Genomic DNA, 23,105 nt, shown 5'->3' on the forward strand with positions numbered 1-23,105 from the left:
AAAACAAAAAACTGAAACAATTAGTTCATACGAAATTCACATCAATCTATTACTATTAAACTTGTACATAATCAATTTGCTAACAATTTTTTAAATTGATATAGAAAAATGGAGAAGAAAGGAGTTAAAGCATATGAAAACCAAATATCGTTTCATGATTTCATCATTTGCAGCATGTGCTTATATGATTTGGTATTTAGTATAATAAGCAACCTGAGTTGTAAATATGAAAAAGGTGTGTATATAAATGGAATATAACCAATCAACTGTTAACTATTGGAAAACATTTGTATTACCATATACATTTGCTTTAGAAGAGCTAAAAACAAAATTTGAAATTATGAATCGGGAAGCTCAGTTCCTAGAAGACTATAACCCGTTTGAACATATAAAAACACGGCTAAAACAACCTGAAAGTATTATAAAGAAGTTGGAACGTAAAAATTTAGCCCCAACAATCGCAAATGCTCAGAGACATTTACATGATATTATCGGCATTCGGATTACATGTTGCTTTGTAGAAGACATTTATCATTTAAAACAAGTGATTGAAAATCGTGAAGATATGCAAGTCGTAGAGGTAAAAGATTATATAGCCACTCCGAAACAAAATGGGTATAAAAGTTTACATATGATCATTAAGTATCCATTATTATTGAATTCTGGTACAAAGGATGTCTTTGCTGAAATTCAGTTACGTACACTTGCAATGGATTTTTGGGCAAGCTTAGAACATAAGCTCTATTATAAATATGAAGGAAATATCCCTGATTATTTAAAGGATGAACTACATGATGCTGCCATGAAAGCTGAAGAGCTGGATAATAAAATGGCAACCATTCGCCAAGATATCGATGAAATTGAAGCATGTACAAATCAAATTTCATTGCCATTATAATGTGAAAATGTAATCCGTGCTTTTCCTTCTAAAAAATATAAAAGCGAGGCAAATTGCCCCGCTTTTTTTCACAATTAGCGTCTACCTTTATTTGAATCACCGCCGCCTACAATATCAAAAACACGTTTTGCTAAGTTTGTATTTTCTTGAACACCTGAGAATAAGTACTTACCTGGTCCAAATGCATATACATTTACATCTTCACCAGTATGTCCGCCTGTTGTCCATCCCGTAACAGATCGCTTATTGAAGATATTTTCAATTACGTTATCAATCTTCGTCACATCTTTTGACGGAGCAGCATCATTTACTGCTTGAATTTCTTCTGGTGTTAGTTCTAAATCAATATACTTTTTCAATGTCTCTTCTACATTGGCACCTTTTGCAATTTCATTTGCCATGAAATCCGGAGTACGTTTAGCAGCTTTCAGAGGATCTACTTTAAAGTTATATTCACCATTTGCCCCTAAAGAGAAGCCTCCTGTAGAATGGTCAGCTGTTGCCACAACTAACGTATGCTTATCCTTTTTCGCAAATTCAACTGCCGCTTTAAATGCTTTTTCAAAGTCTTCCATTTCACTCATCGCTGCAACGACATCATTATCGTGACCAGCCCAATCGATTTGGCTACCTTCTACCATCAAGAAGAAGCCTTTATCATTTTTCTTTAAGCGATCAATTGCTGCATTTGTCATTTCTTCTAATGAAGGTGTTTGATCATTACGATCAATCATTTTATCTAAGCCACCTGGTGCAAATAAACCAAGAATTTGATCGTTTTTATCCTGTAACAATTGCTCTCGATCTGTTACATAACTATAACCAGATTTTTTAAATTCCTCTGTAAGGTTACGATCCTTTCTCGCAAAGTTTTTTATGCCGCCACCAAGCATAACATCTATTTTATGTTTTCCGTTAATTTTTTCATCAAAGTAATCATCTGCAATACCATCCATATTTTTACGGCTCGTATCATGAGCACCAAACGCAGCTGGCGTTGCATGTGTAATTTCAGAAGTTGCAACTAATCCTGTTGCTTTCCCTTGCTCTTTTGCCTGCTCAAGCACGGTTTTGACTTCCGTTTTATCATTATCAACCGAAATCGCTGCATTATATGTTTTAATACCAGCTGACATTGCTGTTGCAGCCGATGCAGAGTCCGTAATATTTTCATGCTCATCTTCTGGATATGTTTTTTGCGTCCCTACAAGATGTTTATCAAATTCTGTCGGCTCCATTTCAAATGTTTTTGGGTCATCCTTCATATAACGATGAGCTGTCATATAAGAAGGGCCCATACCATCCCCAATTAATACAATAACGTTCTTAATTTTCGCGTTATACCCCTTACTATCTGCTTTGATTGTTTCTGAATGTGTAAAGTTCCACGTTGCCACTGAAGTAATTGCTAACGATGCAACAACGGCAAATGGCCATGCTTTCTTTATCATTTTCTTCACTTTTTTGTCCCCCCAACAGATTATTCAGTTCCCACTACCCAATCTACTGAAAAACTGTTAAGAAAAGATTAGTCTCACGTAAATATTTTGTTAAGTTATGTAAATTATCGTTATAATTTGTATAATTTTGTCCTTTCCTATCAAGTGTTTTGACCTTTACAATAGACGAGTGTATCTTCCTTTCCTTGTGATAAAATATTTATATCCATTTTGGACAAAACAAGCAGTATAAATCGAAATGGCTTTCATAACTAAAGTTTATTTACTAAAAAGAAGTAGGGGCGATTCTATGAAAATACAACGATTAAACAAATGGAACATTCCAGATTTACTATCCCTTTGTGAGTCCGTTGGATGGTTGCAACCTAAATCTTTCATGCAAAAACAATTTGAATTATATCTTTCAATCGGGATATTATTAGGCTATATAAAAAATAAAAAACTCGTTGCCGCTAGCGGGGTATTCCCCTTTCAACCAGCATGTTCTTCTATCGGTATATTAATCGTTCATCCAAATTTTCAGAGACAAGGTATAGGCCGCGCCTTACTAGAACATTGTTTACAATTAACCGATTCTTCTCTTCCTACTATTCTTATTGCTACCGACGTCGGCGTACCTTTATATCAATCATTTGGGTTTGAAACAATAACAAATGTCCATCGGTTTGAAAAACTCGTTACAAATCCAACTATGAAATCCCCCCATTTTAAGACAATTGCACCACGCGATTTTGACTCTATCGTTCAGCTTGATCAAACCGCAACAGGTGCCAATCGACGTCAACTTTATTCATTATTACTACCTAGAATAGCATTCTCTCTCAAACTAGAAACGAATGGTACTATAGATGCCTTTACACTATGTATACAAAAAGGAAATATTCTATGTGTAACACCTCTTATCGCGAAAAAGGAAAAAGATGCTATTCAATTGTTACAACAAATCTCTCAAATGTGGAATGGCGTGATTCGGATTGATGTCCTGCAATCACAAATCACATTTCGCACTTACTTACAAAATGAACAATTTCAGGAAACATTACGTTCTCCACTTATGATCAGAAATGGAAGACACCTTCCTGGAAATCGTGATATGCTATTTACTATGATAGATGCAGCCTTATGCTAGAAAGGGGACACACCTTTGAATAAAATAAAATGCTACATCGTCAGCTGTCTTGCTCTTATGCTATTCGCATCATGTAGCGTGGCAGAAAAACCGGTAAAACAAGCAAAAGATATCCTCACCGTTGCAGTCACTACCAATGAAAAAATGGTAGAAATAGATGGACAAACCATTTATTTTAAACAAATCGGTGACAAAAAACCTCCGCTACTTATGATTCATGGTTTCGGCGGATCATCAGATGGCTTTCAAAAAATTCACTCAGATTTAGCAAAAGATCATACAATTATTGCTGTTGATGCTTTAGGATTTGGAAAATCATCAAAACCGATGGATTTTTACTATTCTTTCCCAACTCACGCAAATTTATATTATAAATTAATGAAAAAACTAGGTTATGATAAATTTGCGATACTCGGCCATTCTATGGGGGGAGAAATTTCTCTCAATTTAACATATTTATATCCTGAAGCAGTCACGCACCTTATTTTAGCAGATGCTACAGGCGCTGCTGCATTAACGAATAAAAACGGATCACCTAAACCAAAGTTATCTGCAGATTTAAGCAATGTTTCTTCTATTACCGATTACGATGAAAATAAAGTGAAATTTAAACGAAATGATGAAGCACATTACAACAAAATGAAATTATGGCCCCGCCGTCTAAATATTAATGCAGCGGAAATAACCACTCCGACCTTAATTATTTGGGGAAGAAATGACAATAGCGTTTCTTGGAAAGAAGGAGAAACATATCATCAATTCTTGAAAAATAGCACTTTCCATATTATCGAAAAAGGCTATCATGCTCCATTCCGTCAAGAGCCGGAAGAATTTGTAGGGTATGTAAAAGAGTTCTTTGAAAAAAAACCTATTTCACCAATAAAATAATCAAAAGGGTATCCCGTATATGAGATACCCTTTTCCTATATTAAGCAGCTTGTTTCTGTCGTTTTTTTAGTTTTGAACCGAATAATTTTGCTACAATCCAGCCATCAAGTCCCAGTTTGCCAGCATTCATACTCGAAACAAGAATAAGCATAGATAAAATAACCATTTGCGGATTTACACCAATAGACCCACTAAACATATAGGAAAAGTTCATTACAAGACCAAAAAAGATAGCTGTTTTTGTTAAACAACCTACAATTAAGCCTATTCCAACTAGAATTTCTCCCCATGTTACAAGCGTATTGAATAGATCTACATTCGGAATTGCGAAATCTTGTAAAAATGACGCCCACCAAGTTTGTACAGCCGGTTGTGCTCCTTTTGATTTTTCAATGGCTCCTTGTAAATACCCTGTCGCATCAAATCCCTTTCCTTGTAATTTACCGATCCCAGCCATCAGCCATGTATAACCAAGATAAACACGAATAATCGCTAATACAAAAGAAACTGCTTTGTTTTCTCTTAAAAATTGAATAAACATTTCTTCCTCCTATAGTTGTAATTAATTTAGTTACATAAAATATAATAACATTAGTTACTTATTTTTAAAATGTTAATTATGAATAGTTTGTGACAATTATATAAAACATCTAAAGCTAATATTTATATAGTTACTTCTATTACATATAAAAACTTGAAAATATCATACCACAATTGATAATTGTTTTCATTAAAAGAATGTGAAAAATGATGTAATACATGTGAAACGTGCTCATCCTATATGGAATAAGCACGCCATTTTCTCATCTATATAATTGGAAAGTATACGTTTCATCATCTATTGTTTTCGCTGTTTGAAATGCTTCCGTGATTGTTTGTTTATGATTCATTAACCCATAAAATAGGCGAATGATAAACATTAATGCTGCATTTCCATCGACATCATCTACCGAACCGATATAAGATTTTGCTCCGCTATTTAGAAATGCTTCTGCAAGTTTTCTATTTCCTAATGTACATCCATTATTAAAAATATGCTTATTATGCAATTTTGCATATTTGCTAATTTCCGTTACGCCAAAGTTTCCTCTCGGTTCATTTTCTTCATATACTTCTTCAGCTAATTCTCTCATTATCATTTCTCCTTCGTCGCCATGGAAACAAAAAACAATATAATGTATATCGTCATACAAAACTTCTCCCGAAAGGACTTCCATCAAATCTCGCGGTCGCCCAATCCAATAGGTAATCACTCTCGCCCCAAAATACTCAAGTGTCGATCGCAGTGATTGTGCTTCTAGATCGGAATAATCACCGACTACTAATGCAATATTCATATACTCCCTCCGTTCATAACTTTAATTCATATATACCTGTTTCTTCTAAAAAATCCTCTCTTGTCAATATTTTCTTTTGCAAATACTGCCTATATGCTGTAATTGTTCCATCATGAGAAACAAGACAAATTCTGTTTGCATGTAATGTATAGCACCATTTTATGCATTCATCCGCTATATTCATAAAGTCTTGTTCTAATATTGTATTGATTCCTTCTTTCCGTAACAGATTATTCTTACTATCTCCTACTAAAAAATTAGGAAATAACTTTTGAATGAGCTCCCGATTTAACAACTGATCACATGGCAAAGTTCTTGCTTCTTTTCGGTATGGAAAAATACGCGGTGAAATACAGGGATGAGTTATTTTTCGACAAAATACTTGCGAGCTCCAAATTTCCGCAGTCTGTAAAGTTCGAAGTGTCGGACTTACAATTAGCACATCATTTTCATTCAGCGGTAAACTCTTTCGAAGTAACAGCGTTTGTTGCTTCCCTTCTGTTGTCAAATAAGGATGCTCGATTTGCAAACTTATTGGCACATTTTTGGTATGTACTCCTTGACCATGCCTTACAAAAAAAGGTTCATCTCTCACCTCCTCTATATAAAATTCAATATATATTGTCATACTAGTTTCAATAGCAACATCCTAATCCCTTCCACTTACAATATTCTCCTCAAAAAATTTCATAAATACAATCATTTATCTCTCCCTAAACCTCTAATCATCATTTCTACCACAATTGGTTATAGTAACAGAGAGAACACGAAACTTTGAGGAGGAATCATTCATGAATAGTTCAAATGATTACTTAAACACATTGCATGAAAAGCAAGCAAAGGATGAGCAAAATAGAAAGCGGCAAGGAAATGGAAACCCTGGAAAGAAGAAGCCAAATAAAACGCATAAATAATTAGAAGAAACCCACCTAAAAGTATATTTTAGGTGGGTTTCTTAAACTTCCTTAACAGAAATCACTTCTTCCCAATCCCATTTTTCATAATACGACTGAGGGACATCTATATTTTTAACCCATTTCTTCGCTGCTGATCCATCCTCATTCGCCAACCACATCTCTGCCTTTTTTCGATTAGAACGCATCCATGTTAACTTATGATTCCTTATATAAACTGGATGATAATCACCATACTTTTGAGGAGGAATTGTGATTTGACGTTGTTGATTTGTTTCAATATTCACTTGATATAATGAAGGCAAAGCTCTCTTTTCTTCTTCATTTTCCCAATTCATCTCTTTCGCTCTTGAAAGTGTAATCAGCTCATTATTATGCCATGTAAAATCCCAATCCACATATCCTTTAGGAGTAAACGTTTCTTGTTGAAGCGCTGGCAATTCTTTTACTTTTAAATGCTTATTCTTAACAGCGAATCTCCCGCTTCCTTCAATATATGCTAATGTATTTTTTGATGGTGCCCATTGTATCCAGCTACTATTTAATAACATTTGGTCTATTTTTGTAAAATCCCTTCCATCTGCTTTCAAAAGACAAAGCGTGTTGCTATCAGCAGACCATGAAGCTGTTGGCACAGCTAAAAAAGCAATCCACTTTCGGTTTGGAGACCACGTAAATTTACTTGCAACATAAGCAAAGAAATCCTCCTGCATACTCGGTAGTGAATACAAATGTTTTATTTTCTTTGGGTTCAGTTGAGCTTCCTTTTGTACTTTGTATAATTGCGCCCCTGTCCAACCTGTTGGAAGAAGCTGGGCTTCAGATGAAACAAGGAATCTCTTTCCATCTGGATACCATGCATAGTCTCCGGTGCCGCTTGATACATTTTCAAATGTGGCATTCTTTTTTTCTGCATCAAATATATTTAATGTCTTTGTAAATTTAAACGCAATGATGTTGTCTGTCGGCGACCATTGATAATTTCGTGCCTCTGTTTGAGATGGCACAATTTTTTTCCCATCCTTAATGCGGTACAATTCGAGCAGATTTTGTTCTTTCCCCTTTGCATATGCAATCCATCTCCCATCGTGCGACCATTTCGGTTTTGTAATATATTCTCCGTTTGTTACTTGTGTTTCCTTACCGTTTATTTTTACCCATAAATTATGATCGCGGATAAAAGCTACTTTTATATCTTTTGTTTCCGCTTGAACAGTAGAAATACTCCCATATAAATAAAACATACAAATTATAAGAAAAAACCACTTTTTACACATTTTCTTTATCCCCCTATTATTCGTCCTCCTTATCATTCCCCCATCGCTATATTTTAGATAAGATAAAATTTTTATCCGTGGTGTTTTCTTCACTCTCTACTCCGTACGAAACTTCACCAAGTAAGCTATCCTAAAATAGAAGGGTAAATAGGGGTATCGCTATTTCATCTCCCTCTATCAAATGATCCAATACTAACTTTTTTTGTTTCTCACAAAACAAATGTTAAACAATTCGGAATCTTATGATAAAATTTTTATAAGCGTTTACATTTTTAAAATGGTGGTGATACATTTTATAAAGGACGATATTTCAGTGAATTTCTACTGACAGAAAGAACTCATAACCAATTGATGAGAGAAAAAAGGAGGATGTAGAAATGAAAAAGAAGACAGAAATTCCAGCTCATTTAAAGCCATTTGTGTCTAAGCAGCATTATGATCAATACACACCCATTAATCACGCTGTATGGCGCTATATTATGAGGCAAAACCATAACTTTTTAAAAGATGTGGCTCATCCAGCTTATGTGAACGGATTAAAATCATCTGGTATTAATATAGATGCAATTCCAAAAGTGGAAGAAATGAATGAATGTTTAGCACCAAGCGGATGGGGAGCTGTAACGATTGATGGTCTAATTCCCGGAGTCGCATTTTTTGACTTCCAAGGTCATGGTTTACTACCAATCGCAACAGATATTCGCAAAGTAGAAAATATTGAATATACACCAGCACCTGATATCGTTCATGAAGCAGCAGGTCATGCTCCAATCTTACTTGATCCTACATATGCTAAGTATGTAAAACGCTTTGGACAAATTGGAGCAAAAGCTTTCTCAACAAAAGAAGAGCATGATGCCTTTGAAGCAGTTCGCACACTCACCATTGTAAAAGAAAGTCCAACTTCTACACCTGAAGAAATTGAAGCAGCAGAAAAAGAAGTAATCGAAAAACAAAAACTAGTTTCAGGTGTATCAGAAGCGGAACAAATTTCTCGCCTTTTTTGGTGGACAGTTGAATATGGACTGATTGGCGACTTAGACAACCCTAAAATTTACGGAGCTGGTCTACTATCTTCTGTAGGCGAAAGTAAGTATTGTTTAACAGATGCTGTTGAAAAAGTGCCATTCTCGATCGAAGCTTGCATAAAGACAACATATGATGTGACGAAAATGCAGCCGCAACTATTTGTCTGTCAGTCATTTGAAGAACTGATAGAAGCACTTGAAGCATTTTCTAAAACAATGGCTTTTAAGACGGGTGGTGCGGAAGGATTAGAAAAAGCAATTCGCTCTGAAAACATAGCGACTGCTGAACTAAGTAGTGGTTTACAAATTACAGGCACATTCTCAGAAATGGTGCAAAATGAGGTTGGTGAAGTAATTTATCTGAAAACAAGTATACCAACAGCTTTAGCATTCAATCATAAGCAACTGCCTCATCACTCAACAGCTGTACATGAAGATGGATTTGGTACACCAATTGGTTTATTACAAAACAATATAGCACTAGAAGATTGTACAGAGGAATCTTTACAATCATTAGGCATTAGAATTGGAAACAATGCTGATTTTTCCTTTGCAAGTGGTGTTCACGTAAAAGGAACTGTAACTGATATTATAAAACAGGATGAGAAAGTCATTCTTATTTCCTTTACAAATTGCACTGTTGTTTATAAAGATCGCTTATTATTTGATGCTTCATGGGGAACTTTTGATATGGCAGTTGGTTCTAACATTACATCTGTATTCCCAGGTGCAGCCGATGCAGCTTCATTCTTCCCTATGGATGAAGAAATAGAAAAAACCCCCGCACCACTTTCACTATCAGAGCTAGATCGTATGTATCAAACGGTTCGAGATATTCGAAATAAAGGTGAGCTGCAAGATTCAGATGTAGAACAATTAGTAGCCATACATGAAGTATTAAATCAATTCTATAAAAAAGAATGGCTACTCCGCCTTGAAATATTAGAGTTACTTGTAGAACATAACAAAGATCAAAAAACAGCCTCTTTCTTACTGCAACAACTCTCTACATTTACAGAAAATGAATCTGTACAACGTTTAATCCATAATGGACTTGCTTTACTTCCAATAAAGGATGTGAGAAATAATGCAACGATTAACAGATCATGAAGTACAAGAGGAATTAAAGAAGCTAGATAAATGGACAGTGAAAGATGAAAAATGGATTGAAAGAAAATATATGTTTTCCGACTACTTAAAAGGTGTCGAATTTGTCTCTGAAGCCGCCAAACTATCAGAAGAACATAATCACCATCCATTTATCCTTATTCAGTATAAAGCAGTGATTATCACTTTGTCATCATGGAATGCAAAAGGACTAACAAAACTTGATTTTGATTTAGCAAAACAATTTGATGACCTCTTTTTGCAGAATGAAAAAGCGATTATAAAAAAATAAGAAGAAGCCGCTTAGGCTTCTTCTTTTGTAATCAAGCGAATACGATGGCCAAATGGATCCTCAACTTGTAATACTCCCTCTTTGTACGTCGCAATAACACCAATATCTTTTAAGCTTTTACATACCTTTTCTGTTTCTGTTTCATTCGCTAATACAATTGTGAAATATTTCAAGCCGATAGAATTTGGCATTTGTGGTGGCACTCCTTCACCTTGCCATGTATTTAAACCGACATGATGATGATATCCACCAGCAGAAACAAACAACGCACCATTTCGAGGTGGAATCGTTACATCAAATCCTAGACCATCTACATAAAATTGTCTTGCTTCTTCTAAATCAGATACATGGAAATGAATATGTCCCATCACTGTACCACTCGGGAACCCACTCCATGCCTCTCCTTGCTGTAATAATCCTTCACCATCTAACGGGTTACTAACAAACGGGAGCTCTCCATTTTCATCGCGCCATACTTCTCTTTGGCGATCATGATAAATTTCTATTCCATTCCCATCTGGATCAGCTAAGTAAAGAGCCTCACTAAAGTAATGATCCGCTCCACCATGCAACGGATATACCTTCTCTACAAGATGACGCAGCACATTTGCTAAATCTTGTCTCGTCGGTAATAAAATTGCATAGTGATATAGGCCAGTTCGATTTCTCTGTTTTGGTAAAGCATCTTTTTGTTCTTCTATTATAAGAAGTGATTCATTTGTATTTGTACCAAGTATAACGATTGTCTCTTCTTCTTGAATGACTTTGAATTGTAATACATTCGTATAAAATTCTCGTGATTTTTTTATATTTGATACGTATAGATGAACAATACCAAGTGCTGTGTTGGGATGAAGCTGAAAGCTCATATTGTTATACCCCCGATAAGATTAGTCTTTTTTAAATACAGTTGCTTTTAAGAAATTATCTATAAACCCATCAGCTTTCGCAATAAATAAATGAAGTCCCATTGCTAATAGTGCAAGATCTAATTCAAAACCAGGATTTTTCCCATCTCCTAATAGACCAGCTGACCATTTTACTTTTACAATTGCTCCAAGCATAATGATTGCAAATAGTAGTCCAACATATCTTACACCTAGACCGATAATTAATAATAAACCGCCAACCAATTCCATTGTTGCTACACCATAAGCAAGGCCACCAGGTAAACCGATACTTGTAAACCATCCTGCAATATTTTCAATTCCTGATTGGAATTTTACTAAACCGTGCATGAAGAACGTTACTCCTAACACGATACGAATAATTAAATTACCAATACGTTGATTCATTTCTTTCTCTCCTTTATAGTTTTGTTATATAAAACTTTTATTAACATTACAAAACATACAATAAAATTTTTTATTCGTCAATTCATTTTTTTTAAGAAAAAATAATTTTTTTTTGCTATGATACAAATAGTTGTTTACAAAAAGGAGATTGATTTTATGAATATTGGTTCTGCAATACGCGAAATTCGTCAACGCAGAGGCATCACAATCGCCCAAATTTGTGAAGGGACAGGACTTTCTAAAGGATTTATGAGCCAGGTTGAAAATAATAAAACTTCACCATCTATCTCAACTTTAGAAACGATTTCCAATTTCCTAAATGTTCCTCTTCCTTATTTATTGCTTGAACAAAAAAATCGCATGAAAATTGTTAAAAAAGAAGAGCGGAAATATAGCGTATACGGAAAAGATCAGCAAAGAATTGAACATGTAGCAGAACAAGGTGGTCTGCGCTTATCTTTAGTAGAGATTCCTGTTGGATTCCCGAAAAAAAATAAACCAAACGCTCATGAAGGGGAAGAATGTCATCTCGTTTTACGTGGAAAATTAGAAGTACAGCATGGAGAAGATATTGCGATCGTAGAAGAAGGTGATTCATTTTCTTGGAGCGCTTGCGTGCCTCATATTGTTCGGAATATTGGGGAAGAATCTGCATTACTACTCATCTCTAGCCATGCAGAAAACCGAAAACACGTATACTAATTACTCTAAAACCGATAAAATGAAATTTTAATTAGTGAGGGTCTTCATCCCCCACTAATTATGAGCTCTCACCTATCTTCCTTGCTTCTCTTTGAATCTTGAGATAGGAGTCTTACTACCCAGATAAAAGGCTTGTTTTCACTTTGAAAACAAGCCTTTTCTTATATGTTCTTATCACTTTTCGTTTGAATATATAGATTTTTCAACACATTGCCATTCTCCCTATCCTAGTATATCTATCCTTCAAGGTTGTTCTTATTGTATAAGCTAGCAGATTATTCTTATACCGTTTATACAACGCTAGAAGTATCGCTTCCTACCAATCATTACTCTGCTCTTTTAATCGCATAAACAAGAACATCCTTCCCATGAAATGAAGCTGTTTTTTCATAGCTTAATCCTGTCTTTCTAGCGACAAAAATAGAAGCGGGATGATCGGGGTTAATAAGGGAAATTAATTTTTTTAGTCTTAGTGCTTGAAATCCATAGTCCCGAAATGCTGTTGCTGCTTCTTTTGCATAACCTTTTCTCCAATATGCAGGAAGTAACCAATAACCAATTTCAATTTCTTCTTTACCGTCCACTTGTTGCCGCACAAGTCCCGCATGTCCAATCGGTACTGCTATCTCTTTTTCAATCATTAGAAATAGTCCTAAGCCATTTTGATAACCTGGAAGAACCCAGTTTTCGAGGCTTTTTTTACACTGCATATATGTTTTAAGTGTCCCATTTCCAATATAGCGCATTACTTTTTCATTTCCCCATAACGAAGCATAAAAGTCTAAATCAGCCATTGTATATTTCCGAAACTGCAAACGATCGGTATGAAACATATTGCTACCTCCTTCTTGTAGATTCTCTTTCTATTACCGCAACTGGCAATCGGATTTGCTGTACCTCTTCTCTTCGCAACTGTTTATGCAATAAAAAAATTGAATGTTGAGCCATGCTTTTAATAGACGTCTGTATTGTTGTTATGTTGGGAGTCATAATCATTGAAAGAGGTTGATTATCAAACCCAATCACACCTAAATCTTGTGGAACATCAATATGTAATCGTTGTGCTGTCATCATCATACCTGCAGCTATTTCATCACTACCTGTAAAGATTGCATCTGGAATATCGAGCATGGAAGAAATGTTCAACATCACCTTTTCTCCATCCTTTAATTCAAAACAGTTTGAAAACACCCATTCTTGCTGTAGCTGTATGCTATATTCCTTTAATGCTCTTTTATAACCTTGATACCTTTGGCGCTGTGCTTTACTTTTTAATGTATCGTAACAAAAACCTATCCTTGTGTACCCTTTTTCAACTAAATGTTTCGTTCCCATATATCCCGCTAACTCTTCATTAAATTGAACTGTACATATCTTTTCTGTTTCAACATGTTCATTACAAATAACAATTGTCCCTAAATGCATTGCCTCCTCCAGTTCTCCAATCGGTAATGAAAGAGTCGCAAAAATTAACGCATCTAATTTTTTCGTCTTAATGTAGTGTAAAAATTCTCTCTCCTTGTCCATCTCATAATTTGACTGTAGAATGACAACATCATAATGATCTTTTTTTAATATATGACTTAATTCTTGAATTAACTGACTAAAAAAGGATGATATATATTCGGAACAACTACACCAATTAAATTTGTTTGAAGACGCCTCAAATCTTTAGCAGTTGCGATTGGTACATAGTTTTGTTCCTCAATAATTGTTTCTATTCTTGCTCGCAACTCTGGACGGACGTAAGGATGGCGATTGAGCACCCGAGAAACCGTTGCTTTAGATACTCCAGCTAATTTCGCAATATCTTCAATGGTAGAAATGGTAATCCCTCCTTGACTTGTAATATATTTCAGAATATACGGTATATTATAAGTTTTACATCCATTATAAACGAGGTGAACAAAAATATGGGGAAAATTCAAATTTCAATAGAAATGATTGAGGTAAAAGTGATTGCTTTTAATAAAGGTGGGACATTATTTCATGCTACTCTTTTTAGTAGGAGATAGAAAACCTCATCCAGAAAGGCGTATAAAGACATGTAAACAACTTGATATTAGGCTAGAAGAACTCATAATGGGAGATACTGTTGTAGATGTAAAAATGGCTAAAGAAGCTGGGAGCATTGCTGTTGGTATTGCAAATGATGAACATGGTATAGAAGAACTAGTTTATTATTACAAATTACAGCGATATACAAGTCTTGACAAAAAAAAGCAGTAAACAAAACTTGTTTACCGCTTCCATATGATAACTAGTATAAAGAAAACTACAGGTTTGAGGGGGGGTGTAGGATTTTCAAATATATACTAGATATTTCACTCGGTTCTAATCATTCCAAATCCTTACTGTTAACGAGTAATCCGAAATGAGAACTATCTTCTATTACATTTTAATTGATAAAGATTATCAATGTCAATATGAAATACATACATTTTCTACAAAAATTTTACCTATATGAAAAAAACGCTACAAAAAGATATATTCTTCTTGTAGCGTTTCATCTATTCATACTCGTTCTCCTCTAACCGATCACGCAACACTTTAACACGTTTAAAAAAGAAAAACGACATTGCTAAAAATAAAACGATAACACCCATCATCGCAAAAAATTGTACCGTTTCTCTTCCTCCATTTGGAATCAATAAACCAATCATTAAAAAGGTAGATATTGCGAGAAGGACTTGACCGAAGCGAGTATAATCTGCGATTTTTTGTTGTAATTCTTTCAACTTCTATCCCCCCTCCCTACCACTGTATCATATTCTAATAGTTTTTGAAGTAAGTAAATACAGCCAACGAGGGAGAAGTTTTCCATAGAAAAAAAGCCGTTATTAACGGCTCTTTCATTATGCCAACGCTTGTGCTAAATCTTCAATTAAATCTTGACCATCTTCAATACCGACAGAAATACGAATTAATGTATCCGTAATGCCAAGTTCTTTACGACGGTCAGCTGGAATGGAAGCATGTGTCATTTGCGCTGGAATCGAAATTAAGCTTTCAACAGCTCCTAAACTTTCAGCAAGTGTGAAGTATTGTACTTTCTCAAGTACTTTATTTAATGTTTCTTCACTATCTACATCGAATGAAATAATTGCACCGTATCCGTTTGCTTGTTCTTTTGCTAGCGCATGATTCGGATGTGATTCAAGTCCTGGATAATGTACTTTATTAACTTTTGGATGGTTATTTAAAAACTCAGCAATTGCACGTGAGTTTACTTCATGTTCTTCCATGCGAATACCTAATGTTTTTAAACCGCGTAGTAATAAGAAACTATCTTGCGGTCCAAGAACACCACCTGTTGAGTTTTGAACAAAATGAAGGTCTTCTGCTAATTGCGGACTATTGACAACAACTAAGCCAGCAACTACATCACTATGTCCCCCTAAATATTTCGTTGCACTGTGAAGGACAATATCTGCTCCAAGAGAAATAGGTGACTGCCAATAAGGAGTCATAAATGTGTTATCAATAATTGTTAGCAACCCTTTTTCTTTTGCAAATGTAGAAATTGCTTTGATATCTGTAATCTTTAATAGTGGGTTTGTTGGTGTTTCAGCATAAATCGCTTTCGTATTTGGACGTACTGCCGCAGCTACTTCATCTAAATTTGTCGTATCTACAAATGTATGCTCAATACCAAAGCGGTTCAATACTTTTGTCACAACACGATATGTTCCACCATACACATCATCCGTTAAAATGATATGATCTCCTTTTGAGAATAACATGATTGTTGCTGTAATTGCAGCCATTCCGGATCCAAATGCGAATCCCGCATGACCGTTTTCTAGCACTGCAATCATTTCTTCTAAAGCTGCACGTGTTGGATTTCCTGTGCGTGAATATTCATATCCTTTATGCTTTCCAACCGCTTCTTGTCTGTACGTACTTGTTTGATAAATTGGTACATTGACAGATCCCGTTGAAGGTTCTCCTATGCGAATACCATGAATTAATTTTGTTTTTGCTCTCATTTTTATTCCCATCCTTTGTATATATCTTTACTTAAGTAACGCTCACTACTATCTGGAAAGATCGTTACAATATTTGTACCTGGTTTTGCTTTCTCCGCTTCTAGCAAACTTGCATGAAATGCAGCCCCTGATGAACTTCCTACAAGAAGCCCTTCTTTTTGTGCTAATTCTTTCACACGTTTAAAGGCATGTTTATCAGAAATCGTATGAATTTCATCAAAGTAAGACGGTTTTAAAAACGGCGGAATAAATTCAAGACCAATCCCTTCCGTTTCATGTGACCCTGCTTCACCACCATTTAAAATAGATCCTTCTGGTTCTACAATAACCGTTTTTACATTGGAATTTTGTTCTTTTAAATACGATGCAGTACCCATAAATGTACCACCAGTACCTGCACCTGCTACAAATATATCCACTTCTCCATTTAAAGCGTCCCAAATTTCAGGTCCCAGTGTTTTAAAATAAGCACGTGGGTTTGCCTCGTTAGCAAACTGACTTGGAGAATATGAATTTGGAATTTCTTTTACTAACTCTTTTGCTTTTTCAATTGCACCTGTCATTCCTTGTTCGGTTGGTGTATGAACAACTTTTGCACCAAGTGCTTTCATTAGCTCTTGTTTTTCAACGCTAAATTTCTCTGGCACGCAAACGATGACATGTAAGTCATGCTCTAGTGCAGCAAGTGCCAGTCCAATACCAGTATTCCCCGCTGTTGGTTCAATAAGCGTTCCACCTTTTGTGACAAGCCCTTTTGCTAATGCATCTTCAATTAATTCTCTTCCAAGACGATCTTTCACGCTTCCACCTGGATTATAAAATTCAAGTTTCGCAAATAATCGAACACCCTCTGGAAGTGAAAAACGAGTAATTTCTACAATCGGCGTATGACCAATTAATTCATGAACCCCACGATACACCTTCATCGTGTTCTCCTCCTTACTTGCCAATAAAGAAAAGGCAACTGTATGTAATTCTTTATATGAGACAGTTGCCTTTTTGTTACATTACTTTAACTCTTCCAAGACTTTTACGATAAAGTTTGTAGAATGAAGAGCTGCTTGATCTAAAAATTGATCAAATGAAACATTTGATTCTTTACCAGCAATATCAGAAAGTGCACGAATAATAACAAACGGAACGTTATATTGATGGCATACTTGTGCAACAGCTGCCGCTTCCATTTCTACTGCGTAAAGATTTTCAAATTTATCACGAATTGCTGCAACTCGGTTTGGATCACTCATAAATGAATCACCCGTTGCAATCATTCCTTTAACCACTTGAATATTTTCTTCTTCCTTCATGCATTTCTCTGCCAATGCAACTAATTCTTTATCCGCTTTAAATCCTGGTGGCATGCCTGGTACTTGACCGTATTCATAATTAAATGCCGTTACATCCACATCATGATGACGAACCTCAGTTGAAATGACAACATCTCCAACATTTAAAGAGTGATGGAAGCCACCAGCTGAACCTGTATTGATTACTTTTTCAGGTTGATATCTTTCTAACAAAATTGTCGTAGACATCGCTGCGTTCACTTTACCAATACCGGATTTTAACAATATTACTTCATGTCCTGCCAACATTCCTTTTGTAAATTCACAACCAGCAACGCTTTCTGTCTCTGCTTGTTCTAATTTATCACGTAAAATATGCACTTCTTCTTCCATTGCTCCAATTACAGCAATTCTCAATCTAATCCCTCTTTCTATTGCTTAGTTGCCTCCATAACCCAAACGAAATGATTTAGTCTCGTAAATGTAACATGAAAGCCATTCTTTTCAAAAATAGATTGCATGATTGGAATACGCGTATAGTATTCTGTTTGCAAATCATTAGCTAACTGATGAAAACCTCTTTGTTTTGCAGTTTCTACAGTCTTATCATACGCTTCCTGATCTGCAAATATTGTATCAGCAAAGACTATTTTACCACCTTTGTTTAGTAATTGACTATATTTCGCAATCGCCACATCTTTTTCTTCATCTGTTAAATGATGAAATGCATAAGTGCTGACAATCGTATCAATCGTATTTGGGACATCAAATTTGAGAAAATCTCCCTCTGTAATTGTAAATCCTTCTGGCAATTTTTCTTTTGCAATTGCACGCATTTCACGTGACGGTTCTATACCGTAAACAGTGCGGCCAGCAAGTAATAATTTATTTGTTAAGTTGCCAGTGCCGACACCAAATTCCAATATATTTCCAAATGATTTGTTTACTACATCCTCTAAAATTTCCTCATAACAAGCGAAAACTTCTTTATATTGTATATCTTCGCCCTGTACAAATGAGTCGTACGTATGAGCCCATTCGTCAAATAAACCATTAAATTCTGTACCCATGAAAATTCCCCTTTTTCTTATCGGTTTTATCAGTATGATATGCTTTCTTTCCTAAAATGTCAATCTAAATGTACATGGTATTTCCTTCTTTTCTTTGCTACACTAAATGTGATGAATAAAGGAGAGGAGTGTTTCTTCATGTCATTCACCTTTGAAATGTTAGAGGATAAAGTAGAATTTTTTGAAGCAACCGACTTAGTTTCTTTAGAGAAAAAGATTAACGAACAAATAGATCATAACAAAGCACTGATGCTTGAAGTTCATCGCGTTTCTCACCAAATGGTTATGGATCCAGAAAGCAAACGTCCATATTATAGTGCTGTTGTTCATTTTAAACTAAAAAAATTGCGTTAACTATAAAAGAGAGAGGTTCTTTTCAGAACCTCTCTCTTTTTAGTTTAGAGTTTGAACAAGTGTTGGCTTCCAACCCTCATTCTGTACCCATTCAATATTTACATAATATCTTTTCCCTGTTTGCTTATCTTGAACATTACCATACGCTTTTTCTTTCCCATTATTTCCAATGCGATGAATAATTAATTGTTCTACAGGAATTTCAATTGCAGAAGAAATTGCTTGATTCATTTCATTCCAATCTGCTGTTCCTTTTGTAAATGTCATTGCCGGCGTTGCGCCTTGCGTTGTACCTACTGGTTTCCAAGAAGGTTTTGTATAGGCATCAGTCGCCTTTGGAAGTGTTTTTTCAGCTGACACTTTTTCATTTGCCTTTGCTTCTTCCTCAGCTTTTTTCTTTGCTTCCTCTTCTGCCTTTTGCTTCTCTTCCTCAGCTTTTTTCTTTGCTTCTTCTTCTGCTTTTTCTTTCGCTTTTTTATTCTCAGACTTATTCTCTTTCTTTGTTTCCTGAGATACTTTCTTATCTTGAGAAGACGCTTGTTCTGTTGTATCAGAAGTAAAGAAGACTTGATATGCTACAACAATGACTGCTAATAATACAATCGCAATCGCAATATTTAAAACACCGTTTTGACGACGTTTTTGTTGTTTCTGTTGGAATCTAGATCCTCCTGCCATTCTTCAAACCTCCATGCAGTTTTTCCTACTTGCTATTGTAACATTAAATCTAAAAAGGTTGAACAATTACAAACATTTTTTCACAAACTGAAAACATTTTATATACAATTGCAAGATTACTGTGCATGTTCTAATTGATAAATCGCTTCTACAAACTCTTTGAAAATAGAGGTTACCATATTTCGGTTATTATCTGTTTCTATATCCACTACAACTAAAGCATATTTAGGACGATCATAAGGAAAATAACCAGCGAACCACCGATTTACTTTATTTCCTTTTCCGGTTTGTGCTGTACCGGACTTTCCAGCAACAGATAAAGGTAAACCTTGAAGAGCTGAACCAGTGCCTTCCTTCATTGTTACTACACTCCTTAATAATTGTTGCATCTTTGTTATCGTTGTATAAGAAGGCTGCTTTCCTTCTACCTTATGATCTTTAAACCGAAAAAAACTCGTTCCATTTTTATATCGAATTTCTTTTACAGCCTTTACTTCACGTTTCTCTCCGCCTCGAGCAATCGTTGCCATCATATTTGCCACTGCTAACGGTGAGATTCGGACATCTTTTTGTCCAATTGCAGTTTGTGCAATTGCTTTATAGCTTCTTTTATTTTCTTCTTCATCCCAAACAACAGCTCTCTTTTCTTCTGGTAACTGTTTAAACTTTAATGCGTGAAATACCGGTCCCGTCCAGCCAACATCCCCACTTCCACCGAGCGCCTTTAAATATGTTTCCATCATACTTGTATCAAGCTGCAATAATTCATTCCCGAGTTCAGCAAACGTTCGGTTACAACTCCTAGCAAAACTCTCTTTAAAGTTTAATTTCCCCATCATTACTTCTGGAATATCTTCACCATATAAATCTGTATCACAATTAAACATTCTGTTATGCTGAAGTAATTTTTGATCTATTGCTGCCGTAGCTATCACCGTCTTAAAAATAGAGCCTGGAAAATGAGGTGTTACCATTTGGTTTTCCAACGCCTGTTCATATGTACCTTTATCATTTTGTTGCATAGACGGCTTACTTACCATAGCTAAAATTTCACTATTTTCTATATCTAATAGTACTAATCCGCCCTTTTTTATCCCATGACTTGCCAGAAGTGCTTCAGCTTTTTGTTGCATCCGTTTATGAAGCGTTGTTTGAATCGTGACAGGATAAAACGGATTTCCCGGAGAAGTGAATTTCGCATGCTTCCCAAAAATAGGCTCCCCTTGCCGATCCACTTGATATAATATTTTTGTTTCACCGTCGGTCATTAAAAATTCATCAAATGACTGTTGTAACCCTGAAATACCGACAGGGGTTTGACTAGATAACTTATATTTCTCTCCATATCGCTTTTGAAACTCCCTCTTATTCTCTCCTACTACACCAATGAAATGTTCTGCTTCGGATGCTTGTTTTAACCTTACTTCAGTCGCTACCATCCCTAACAGATTTTCACGATTTATCTTTTCCATCTGTTCTTTCGTTAATTGAAACGGCTGATCACCTCTTTGAAATAGAAATGGTTTTCTTTTATTTTTCATTTGCAAATGTATGTCTTGCTCTGACACACCAATGATATGCGCAATTTTTTGTAACATGTCACTTTTTATTTGCAAGAACGGAAAAATTATTAAAGCGGGATAGCTTTTTTCACCGATTCTTTCTCCATTTCGATCAACAAAATGCCCTCTGCCATCATCCACTGTGACTGCTTGTGTACGCTGGGTGACACTCTTTTCAATTAAATTAATATGCCTATCTGTAAATGATTCAGTAGATATAAGCTGTATTTGCGCCAGTCTACCAAGTAAAAGTAGCATAATACATGTAAAACATAATAAAATGATAACAATTCTTCGCTTCATTTTCATAAAAAAACACCTCGTCTTTTCAGTTTAGACGAGGTGTTATTCTTTTTATACAAAACTTCCTTTTATTCTTGATTTGCTGGTTGCTGTGAACTACCCCCACTTAAAATCTAACGATTTTTGAAGTGGGGGCTTCTCGACTTATCGTTACTTTTAGTAGCTAACGAAAACTGACCGAGCTATCCCTCTCGTTCCAAGAGTTCTTTTTGCTATACGAACGCTAATAAGCGTAACCCTTCACGTTTGATGTTGATAGAAGCGTTCCAATCTCTGTCTGCCACAAAACCACAATCACAGTGGAATTTACGCTCAGAAAGAGATAGAGACTCTTTTACTTGACCACAACATGAGCAAGTTTTGGATGATGGAAACCATTTATCTATTTTGATCAGCTTTTTCCCTTGCTCTTCTAACTTGTATTGGAGAAATGTCGTGAACTTGCGCTTTTATAGGCATTGATGAACTTTGACATTTCAGTATTCGGATGTGCTTTGAACAAAATATGCACATGGTCAATATCGTGATTCCATTCGACTAAGGAAATATTGTAACTTTCGCCCAATCGAACAAACATATCTTTTGCATAGTCAGATATGGTATCATCAATCACTTTTCTGCGATATTTTATGACCAGAACAAGACGATCATACAACAGGAACACTGCATGATTATTATTGTCTAATTTTATTTATATAACAGCCTTTCTTTTTATCTAAGATTGATTATATCATGGCACAAAAAAAAGAGATAACGTTAGGCTACGCCTAACCGAAATTCATCTCCCGCTTTCACTGGTGCTAAAAGCACCTCCACGTTTAGAAGCGGGAGACTTCTTTCGGGTGGGAAGTTAAAACTTTTTTATTGTCGTATTATGTCGAATTTGGCGAAAATTAAAACATTACGGATGTTTATATAGCAATTTTCACTTATAATCCTCCCTATCTTTCCTTCATTTAGAGAAGGAGCTTCTCATTGAAAATAAAAAAAGTTCACTCATAGGAGTGAACTTTTTTTATTATTTTACAGAGATAATTTCAACTTGCATTTCTCCACCAGGAGTTTGGATGACTACTTTCTCACCAATTTGCTTACCTAATAAGCTCTTTGCAATTGGAGAATCATTAGAAATTCTTCCTTCAAATGGATCAGCCTCTGCACTACCAACGATTGTGTAAGCTTCTTCATCTCCATCTGGAAGTTCTTTAAATGTTACCGTTTTCCCTAATGTAACAACTGTAGACGCTTCACCAGTATCCTCAATGATTACTGCATTACGAATCATGTTTTCTAGCTGCGTGATACGCCCTTCTACGAATGCTTGTTCATCTTTCGCTGCATCGTACTCAGAGTTCTCAGAAAGGTCCCCGAAGCTACGTGCAATTTTAATACGTTCTACAACTTCTTTACGTCTTACTGTTTTTAATTGTTCTAGTTCGTTTTCTAATTTTTCTTTACCCTCTTGCGTCATAGGGTATGTTTTTTCTGTTGCCATTCTTTTCCACTCCTTTTATATACCAATCCCCCGAGAAAAAG

At 35.5% G+C, this 23,105-nt stretch carries 27 protein-coding genes and 2 pseudogenes; 9 read left to right on the forward strand and 20 right to left on the reverse strand.

The window, feature by feature from the left end; all coding sequences use genetic code 11:
- Window positions 1–247 precede the first annotated feature (247 nt).
- Window positions 248–898, forward strand: coding sequence for a GTP pyrophosphokinase (locus tag MR063_RS03025; RefSeq protein ID WP_242193271.1), 651 nt, complete (start codon window positions 248–250; stop codon window positions 896–898).
- 74 nt (window positions 899–972) lie between these two features.
- Here the strand turns inward: MR063_RS03025 and MR063_RS03030 are convergent, their stop codons facing one another.
- Window positions 973–2,358, reverse strand: coding sequence for an alkaline phosphatase (locus MR063_RS03030; protein WP_242193272.1), 1,386 nt, complete (start codon window positions 2,356–2,358; stop codon window positions 973–975).
- A 289-nt stretch (window positions 2,359–2,647) separates the two neighbouring features.
- Here MR063_RS03030 and MR063_RS03035 point away from each other — a divergent pair, with 289 nt between their 5' ends.
- Window positions 2,648–3,487 carry a GNAT family N-acetyltransferase gene (locus tag MR063_RS03035; RefSeq protein WP_242193273.1) on the forward strand — a complete coding sequence of 280 codons (840 nt, stop codon included), beginning with the start codon at window positions 2,648–2,650 and terminating at the stop codon, window positions 3,485–3,487.
- Between the two features lie 57 nt (window positions 3,488–3,544).
- The gene (locus MR063_RS03040) at window positions 3,545–4,375 is read left to right on the forward strand and encodes an alpha/beta fold hydrolase (RefSeq protein ID WP_242193343.1); all 831 of its coding nucleotides are present in this window, start codon (window positions 3,545–3,547) and stop codon (window positions 4,373–4,375) included.
- A gap of 40 nt (window positions 4,376–4,415) precedes the next feature.
- Here the strand turns inward: MR063_RS03040 and MR063_RS03045 are convergent, their stop codons facing one another.
- From MR063_RS03045 to MR063_RS03055, 3 genes are all read right to left on the reverse strand, one after another.
- Complete coding sequence (locus MR063_RS03045; protein WP_242145487.1) at window positions 4,416–4,916, reverse strand: DoxX family protein; 501 nt, start codon at window positions 4,914–4,916, stop codon at window positions 4,416–4,418.
- A gap of 262 nt (window positions 4,917–5,178) precedes the next feature.
- Window positions 5,179–5,712, reverse strand: a complete 534-nt coding sequence (locus MR063_RS03050) for a CHAT domain-containing protein (RefSeq protein ID WP_242193274.1) — start codon at window positions 5,710–5,712, stop codon at window positions 5,179–5,181.
- A gap of 13 nt (window positions 5,713–5,725) precedes the next feature.
- On the reverse strand, window positions 5,726–6,340 hold the full coding sequence (locus MR063_RS03055; protein WP_242193276.1) for a histidine phosphatase family protein: 615 nt from the start codon (window positions 6,338–6,340) through the stop codon (window positions 5,726–5,728).
- 163 nt (window positions 6,341–6,503) lie between these two features.
- Between MR063_RS03055 and MR063_RS03060 the strand changes: the two genes are divergently transcribed.
- Window positions 6,504–6,626, forward strand: coding sequence for a DUF4023 domain-containing protein (locus MR063_RS03060; protein WP_041810033.1), 123 nt, complete (start codon window positions 6,504–6,506; stop codon window positions 6,624–6,626).
- A 41-nt stretch (window positions 6,627–6,667) separates the two neighbouring features.
- Here the strand turns inward: MR063_RS03060 and MR063_RS03065 are convergent, their stop codons facing one another.
- Window positions 6,668–7,903: a TolB family protein gene (locus MR063_RS03065; RefSeq protein ID WP_396021814.1), complete on the reverse strand. Its 1,236-nt coding sequence runs from the start codon at window positions 7,901–7,903 to the stop codon at window positions 6,668–6,670.
- Between the two features lie 377 nt (window positions 7,904–8,280).
- Between MR063_RS03065 and MR063_RS03070 the strand changes: the two genes are divergently transcribed.
- The gene (locus tag MR063_RS03070; protein WP_242193279.1) at window positions 8,281–10,041 is read left to right on the forward strand and encodes an aromatic amino acid hydroxylase; all 1,761 of its coding nucleotides are present in this window, start codon (window positions 8,281–8,283) and stop codon (window positions 10,039–10,041) included.
- Window positions 10,016–10,330: a 4a-hydroxytetrahydrobiopterin dehydratase gene (locus MR063_RS03075; RefSeq protein WP_242145522.1), complete on the forward strand. Its 315-nt coding sequence runs from the start codon at window positions 10,016–10,018 to the stop codon at window positions 10,328–10,330. Before MR063_RS03070 ends, MR063_RS03075 begins: the two co-directional genes overlap by 26 nt.
- An 11-nt stretch (window positions 10,331–10,341) precedes the next feature.
- Here MR063_RS03075 and MR063_RS03080 read toward each other — a convergent pair whose 3' ends face one another.
- Both MR063_RS03080 and MR063_RS03085 read right to left on the reverse strand, forming a co-directional pair.
- Window positions 10,342–11,199: a VOC family protein gene (locus MR063_RS03080; RefSeq protein ID WP_242193280.1), complete on the reverse strand. Its 858-nt coding sequence runs from the start codon at window positions 11,197–11,199 to the stop codon at window positions 10,342–10,344.
- Window positions 11,200–11,220: 21 nt separating this feature from the next.
- Window positions 11,221–11,625, reverse strand: a complete 405-nt coding sequence (locus tag MR063_RS03085) for a DoxX family protein (RefSeq protein WP_242193282.1) — start codon at window positions 11,623–11,625, stop codon at window positions 11,221–11,223.
- 156 nt (window positions 11,626–11,781) lie between these two features.
- Here MR063_RS03085 and MR063_RS03090 point away from each other — a divergent pair, with 156 nt between their 5' ends.
- Complete coding sequence (locus MR063_RS03090; protein WP_242193284.1) at window positions 11,782–12,327, forward strand: helix-turn-helix domain-containing protein; 546 nt, start codon at window positions 11,782–11,784, stop codon at window positions 12,325–12,327.
- Window positions 12,328–12,653: 326 nt separating this feature from the next.
- On the opposite strand, the gene MR063_RS03095 is transcribed toward MR063_RS03090, so the two are convergent.
- Genes MR063_RS03095 through MR063_RS03105 form a run of 3 tightly spaced genes read right to left on the reverse strand, consistent with a single transcriptional unit; the run spans window position 12,654 to window position 14,255 of the window.
- The gene (locus tag MR063_RS03095; RefSeq protein ID WP_242193286.1) at window positions 12,654–13,160 is read right to left on the reverse strand and encodes a GNAT family N-acetyltransferase; all 507 of its coding nucleotides are present in this window, start codon (window positions 13,158–13,160) and stop codon (window positions 12,654–12,656) included.
- A gap of 4 nt (window positions 13,161–13,164) precedes the next feature.
- Window positions 13,165–13,947, reverse strand: a complete 783-nt coding sequence (locus MR063_RS03100; RefSeq protein WP_313928214.1) for a substrate-binding domain-containing protein — start codon at window positions 13,945–13,947, stop codon at window positions 13,165–13,167.
- Entirely contained in the window at window positions 13,923–14,255 is a 333-nt protein-coding gene (locus tag MR063_RS03105; protein WP_242193288.1) for a LacI family DNA-binding transcriptional regulator, read from the reverse strand. Before MR063_RS03105 ends, MR063_RS03100 begins: the two co-directional genes overlap by 25 nt.
- A 61-nt stretch (window positions 14,256–14,316) precedes the next feature.
- On the opposite strand from MR063_RS03105, the gene MR063_RS03110 reads away from it, so the two are divergent.
- Entirely contained in the window at window positions 14,317–14,556 is a 240-nt protein-coding gene (locus MR063_RS03110; protein WP_242193289.1) for an HAD family hydrolase, read from the forward strand.
- 281 nt (window positions 14,557–14,837) lie between these two features.
- Here the strand turns inward: MR063_RS03110 and MR063_RS03115 are convergent, their stop codons facing one another.
- The 5 genes from MR063_RS03115 to MR063_RS03135 form a co-directional block, all read right to left on the reverse strand.
- Window positions 14,838–15,065 (reverse strand): YrhC family protein, encoded by a 228-nt coding sequence (locus MR063_RS03115; RefSeq protein ID WP_242145495.1) that lies wholly within the window; start codon window positions 15,063–15,065, stop codon window positions 14,838–14,840.
- A gap of 117 nt (window positions 15,066–15,182) precedes the next feature.
- The gene (locus tag MR063_RS03120) at window positions 15,183–16,316 is read right to left on the reverse strand and encodes a bifunctional cystathionine gamma-lyase/homocysteine desulfhydrase (RefSeq protein WP_242193290.1); all 1,134 of its coding nucleotides are present in this window, start codon (window positions 16,314–16,316) and stop codon (window positions 15,183–15,185) included.
- A gap of 2 nt (window positions 16,317–16,318) precedes the next feature.
- A complete protein-coding gene (locus MR063_RS03125) occupies window positions 16,319–17,242 on the reverse strand; it encodes an O-acetylserine dependent cystathionine beta-synthase (protein ID WP_242193291.1) in 924 nt (307 codons plus the stop codon).
- An 81-nt stretch (window positions 17,243–17,323) separates the two neighbouring features.
- The gene (gene mtnN / locus MR063_RS03130; RefSeq protein ID WP_242193292.1) at window positions 17,324–18,019 is read right to left on the reverse strand and encodes a 5'-methylthioadenosine/S-adenosylhomocysteine nucleosidase; all 696 of its coding nucleotides are present in this window, start codon (window positions 18,017–18,019) and stop codon (window positions 17,324–17,326) included.
- A gap of 14 nt (window positions 18,020–18,033) precedes the next feature.
- Complete coding sequence (locus tag MR063_RS03135) at window positions 18,034–18,672, reverse strand: class I SAM-dependent DNA methyltransferase (protein ID WP_242193293.1); 639 nt, start codon at window positions 18,670–18,672, stop codon at window positions 18,034–18,036.
- Window positions 18,673–18,810: 138 nt separating this feature from the next.
- On the opposite strand from MR063_RS03135, the gene MR063_RS03140 reads away from it, so the two are divergent.
- Window positions 18,811–19,026 carry a YrzA family protein gene (locus tag MR063_RS03140; RefSeq protein ID WP_242193294.1) on the forward strand — a complete coding sequence of 72 codons (216 nt, stop codon included), beginning with the start codon at window positions 18,811–18,813 and terminating at the stop codon, window positions 19,024–19,026.
- A 39-nt stretch (window positions 19,027–19,065) separates the two neighbouring features.
- Here MR063_RS03140 and MR063_RS03145 read toward each other — a convergent pair whose 3' ends face one another.
- From MR063_RS03145 to greA, 5 genes and pseudogenes are all read right to left on the reverse strand, one after another.
- Window positions 19,066–19,704, reverse strand: coding sequence for a YrrS family protein (locus MR063_RS03145; RefSeq protein WP_242193295.1), 639 nt, complete (start codon window positions 19,702–19,704; stop codon window positions 19,066–19,068).
- A gap of 116 nt (window positions 19,705–19,820) precedes the next feature.
- Entirely contained in the window at window positions 19,821–21,575 is a 1,755-nt protein-coding gene (locus MR063_RS03150) for a peptidoglycan D,D-transpeptidase FtsI family protein (protein WP_242193297.1), read from the reverse strand.
- Between the two features lie 206 nt (window positions 21,576–21,781).
- Window positions 21,782–22,009, reverse strand: a pseudogene (locus MR063_RS03155) (zinc ribbon domain-containing protein); the annotation flags it as partial.
- A pseudogene (tnpA, locus tag MR063_RS03160) lies at window positions 22,003–22,260 on the reverse strand (IS200/IS605 family transposase); the annotation flags it as partial. The pseudogenes tnpA and MR063_RS03155, both read right to left, overlap by 7 nt.
- 327 nt (window positions 22,261–22,587) lie before the next feature.
- Window positions 22,588–23,064 (reverse strand): transcription elongation factor GreA, encoded by a 477-nt coding sequence (greA, locus tag MR063_RS03165; protein ID WP_242145504.1) that lies wholly within the window; start codon window positions 23,062–23,064, stop codon window positions 22,588–22,590.
- Between the last annotated feature and the right edge of the window lie 41 nt (window positions 23,065–23,105).

Source organism: Bacillus cereus group sp. BfR-BA-01492 (genome assembly GCF_022662815.1).
Lineage (GTDB): Bacteria > Bacillota > Bacilli > Bacillales > Bacillaceae_G > Bacillus_A > Bacillus_A cereus_BD.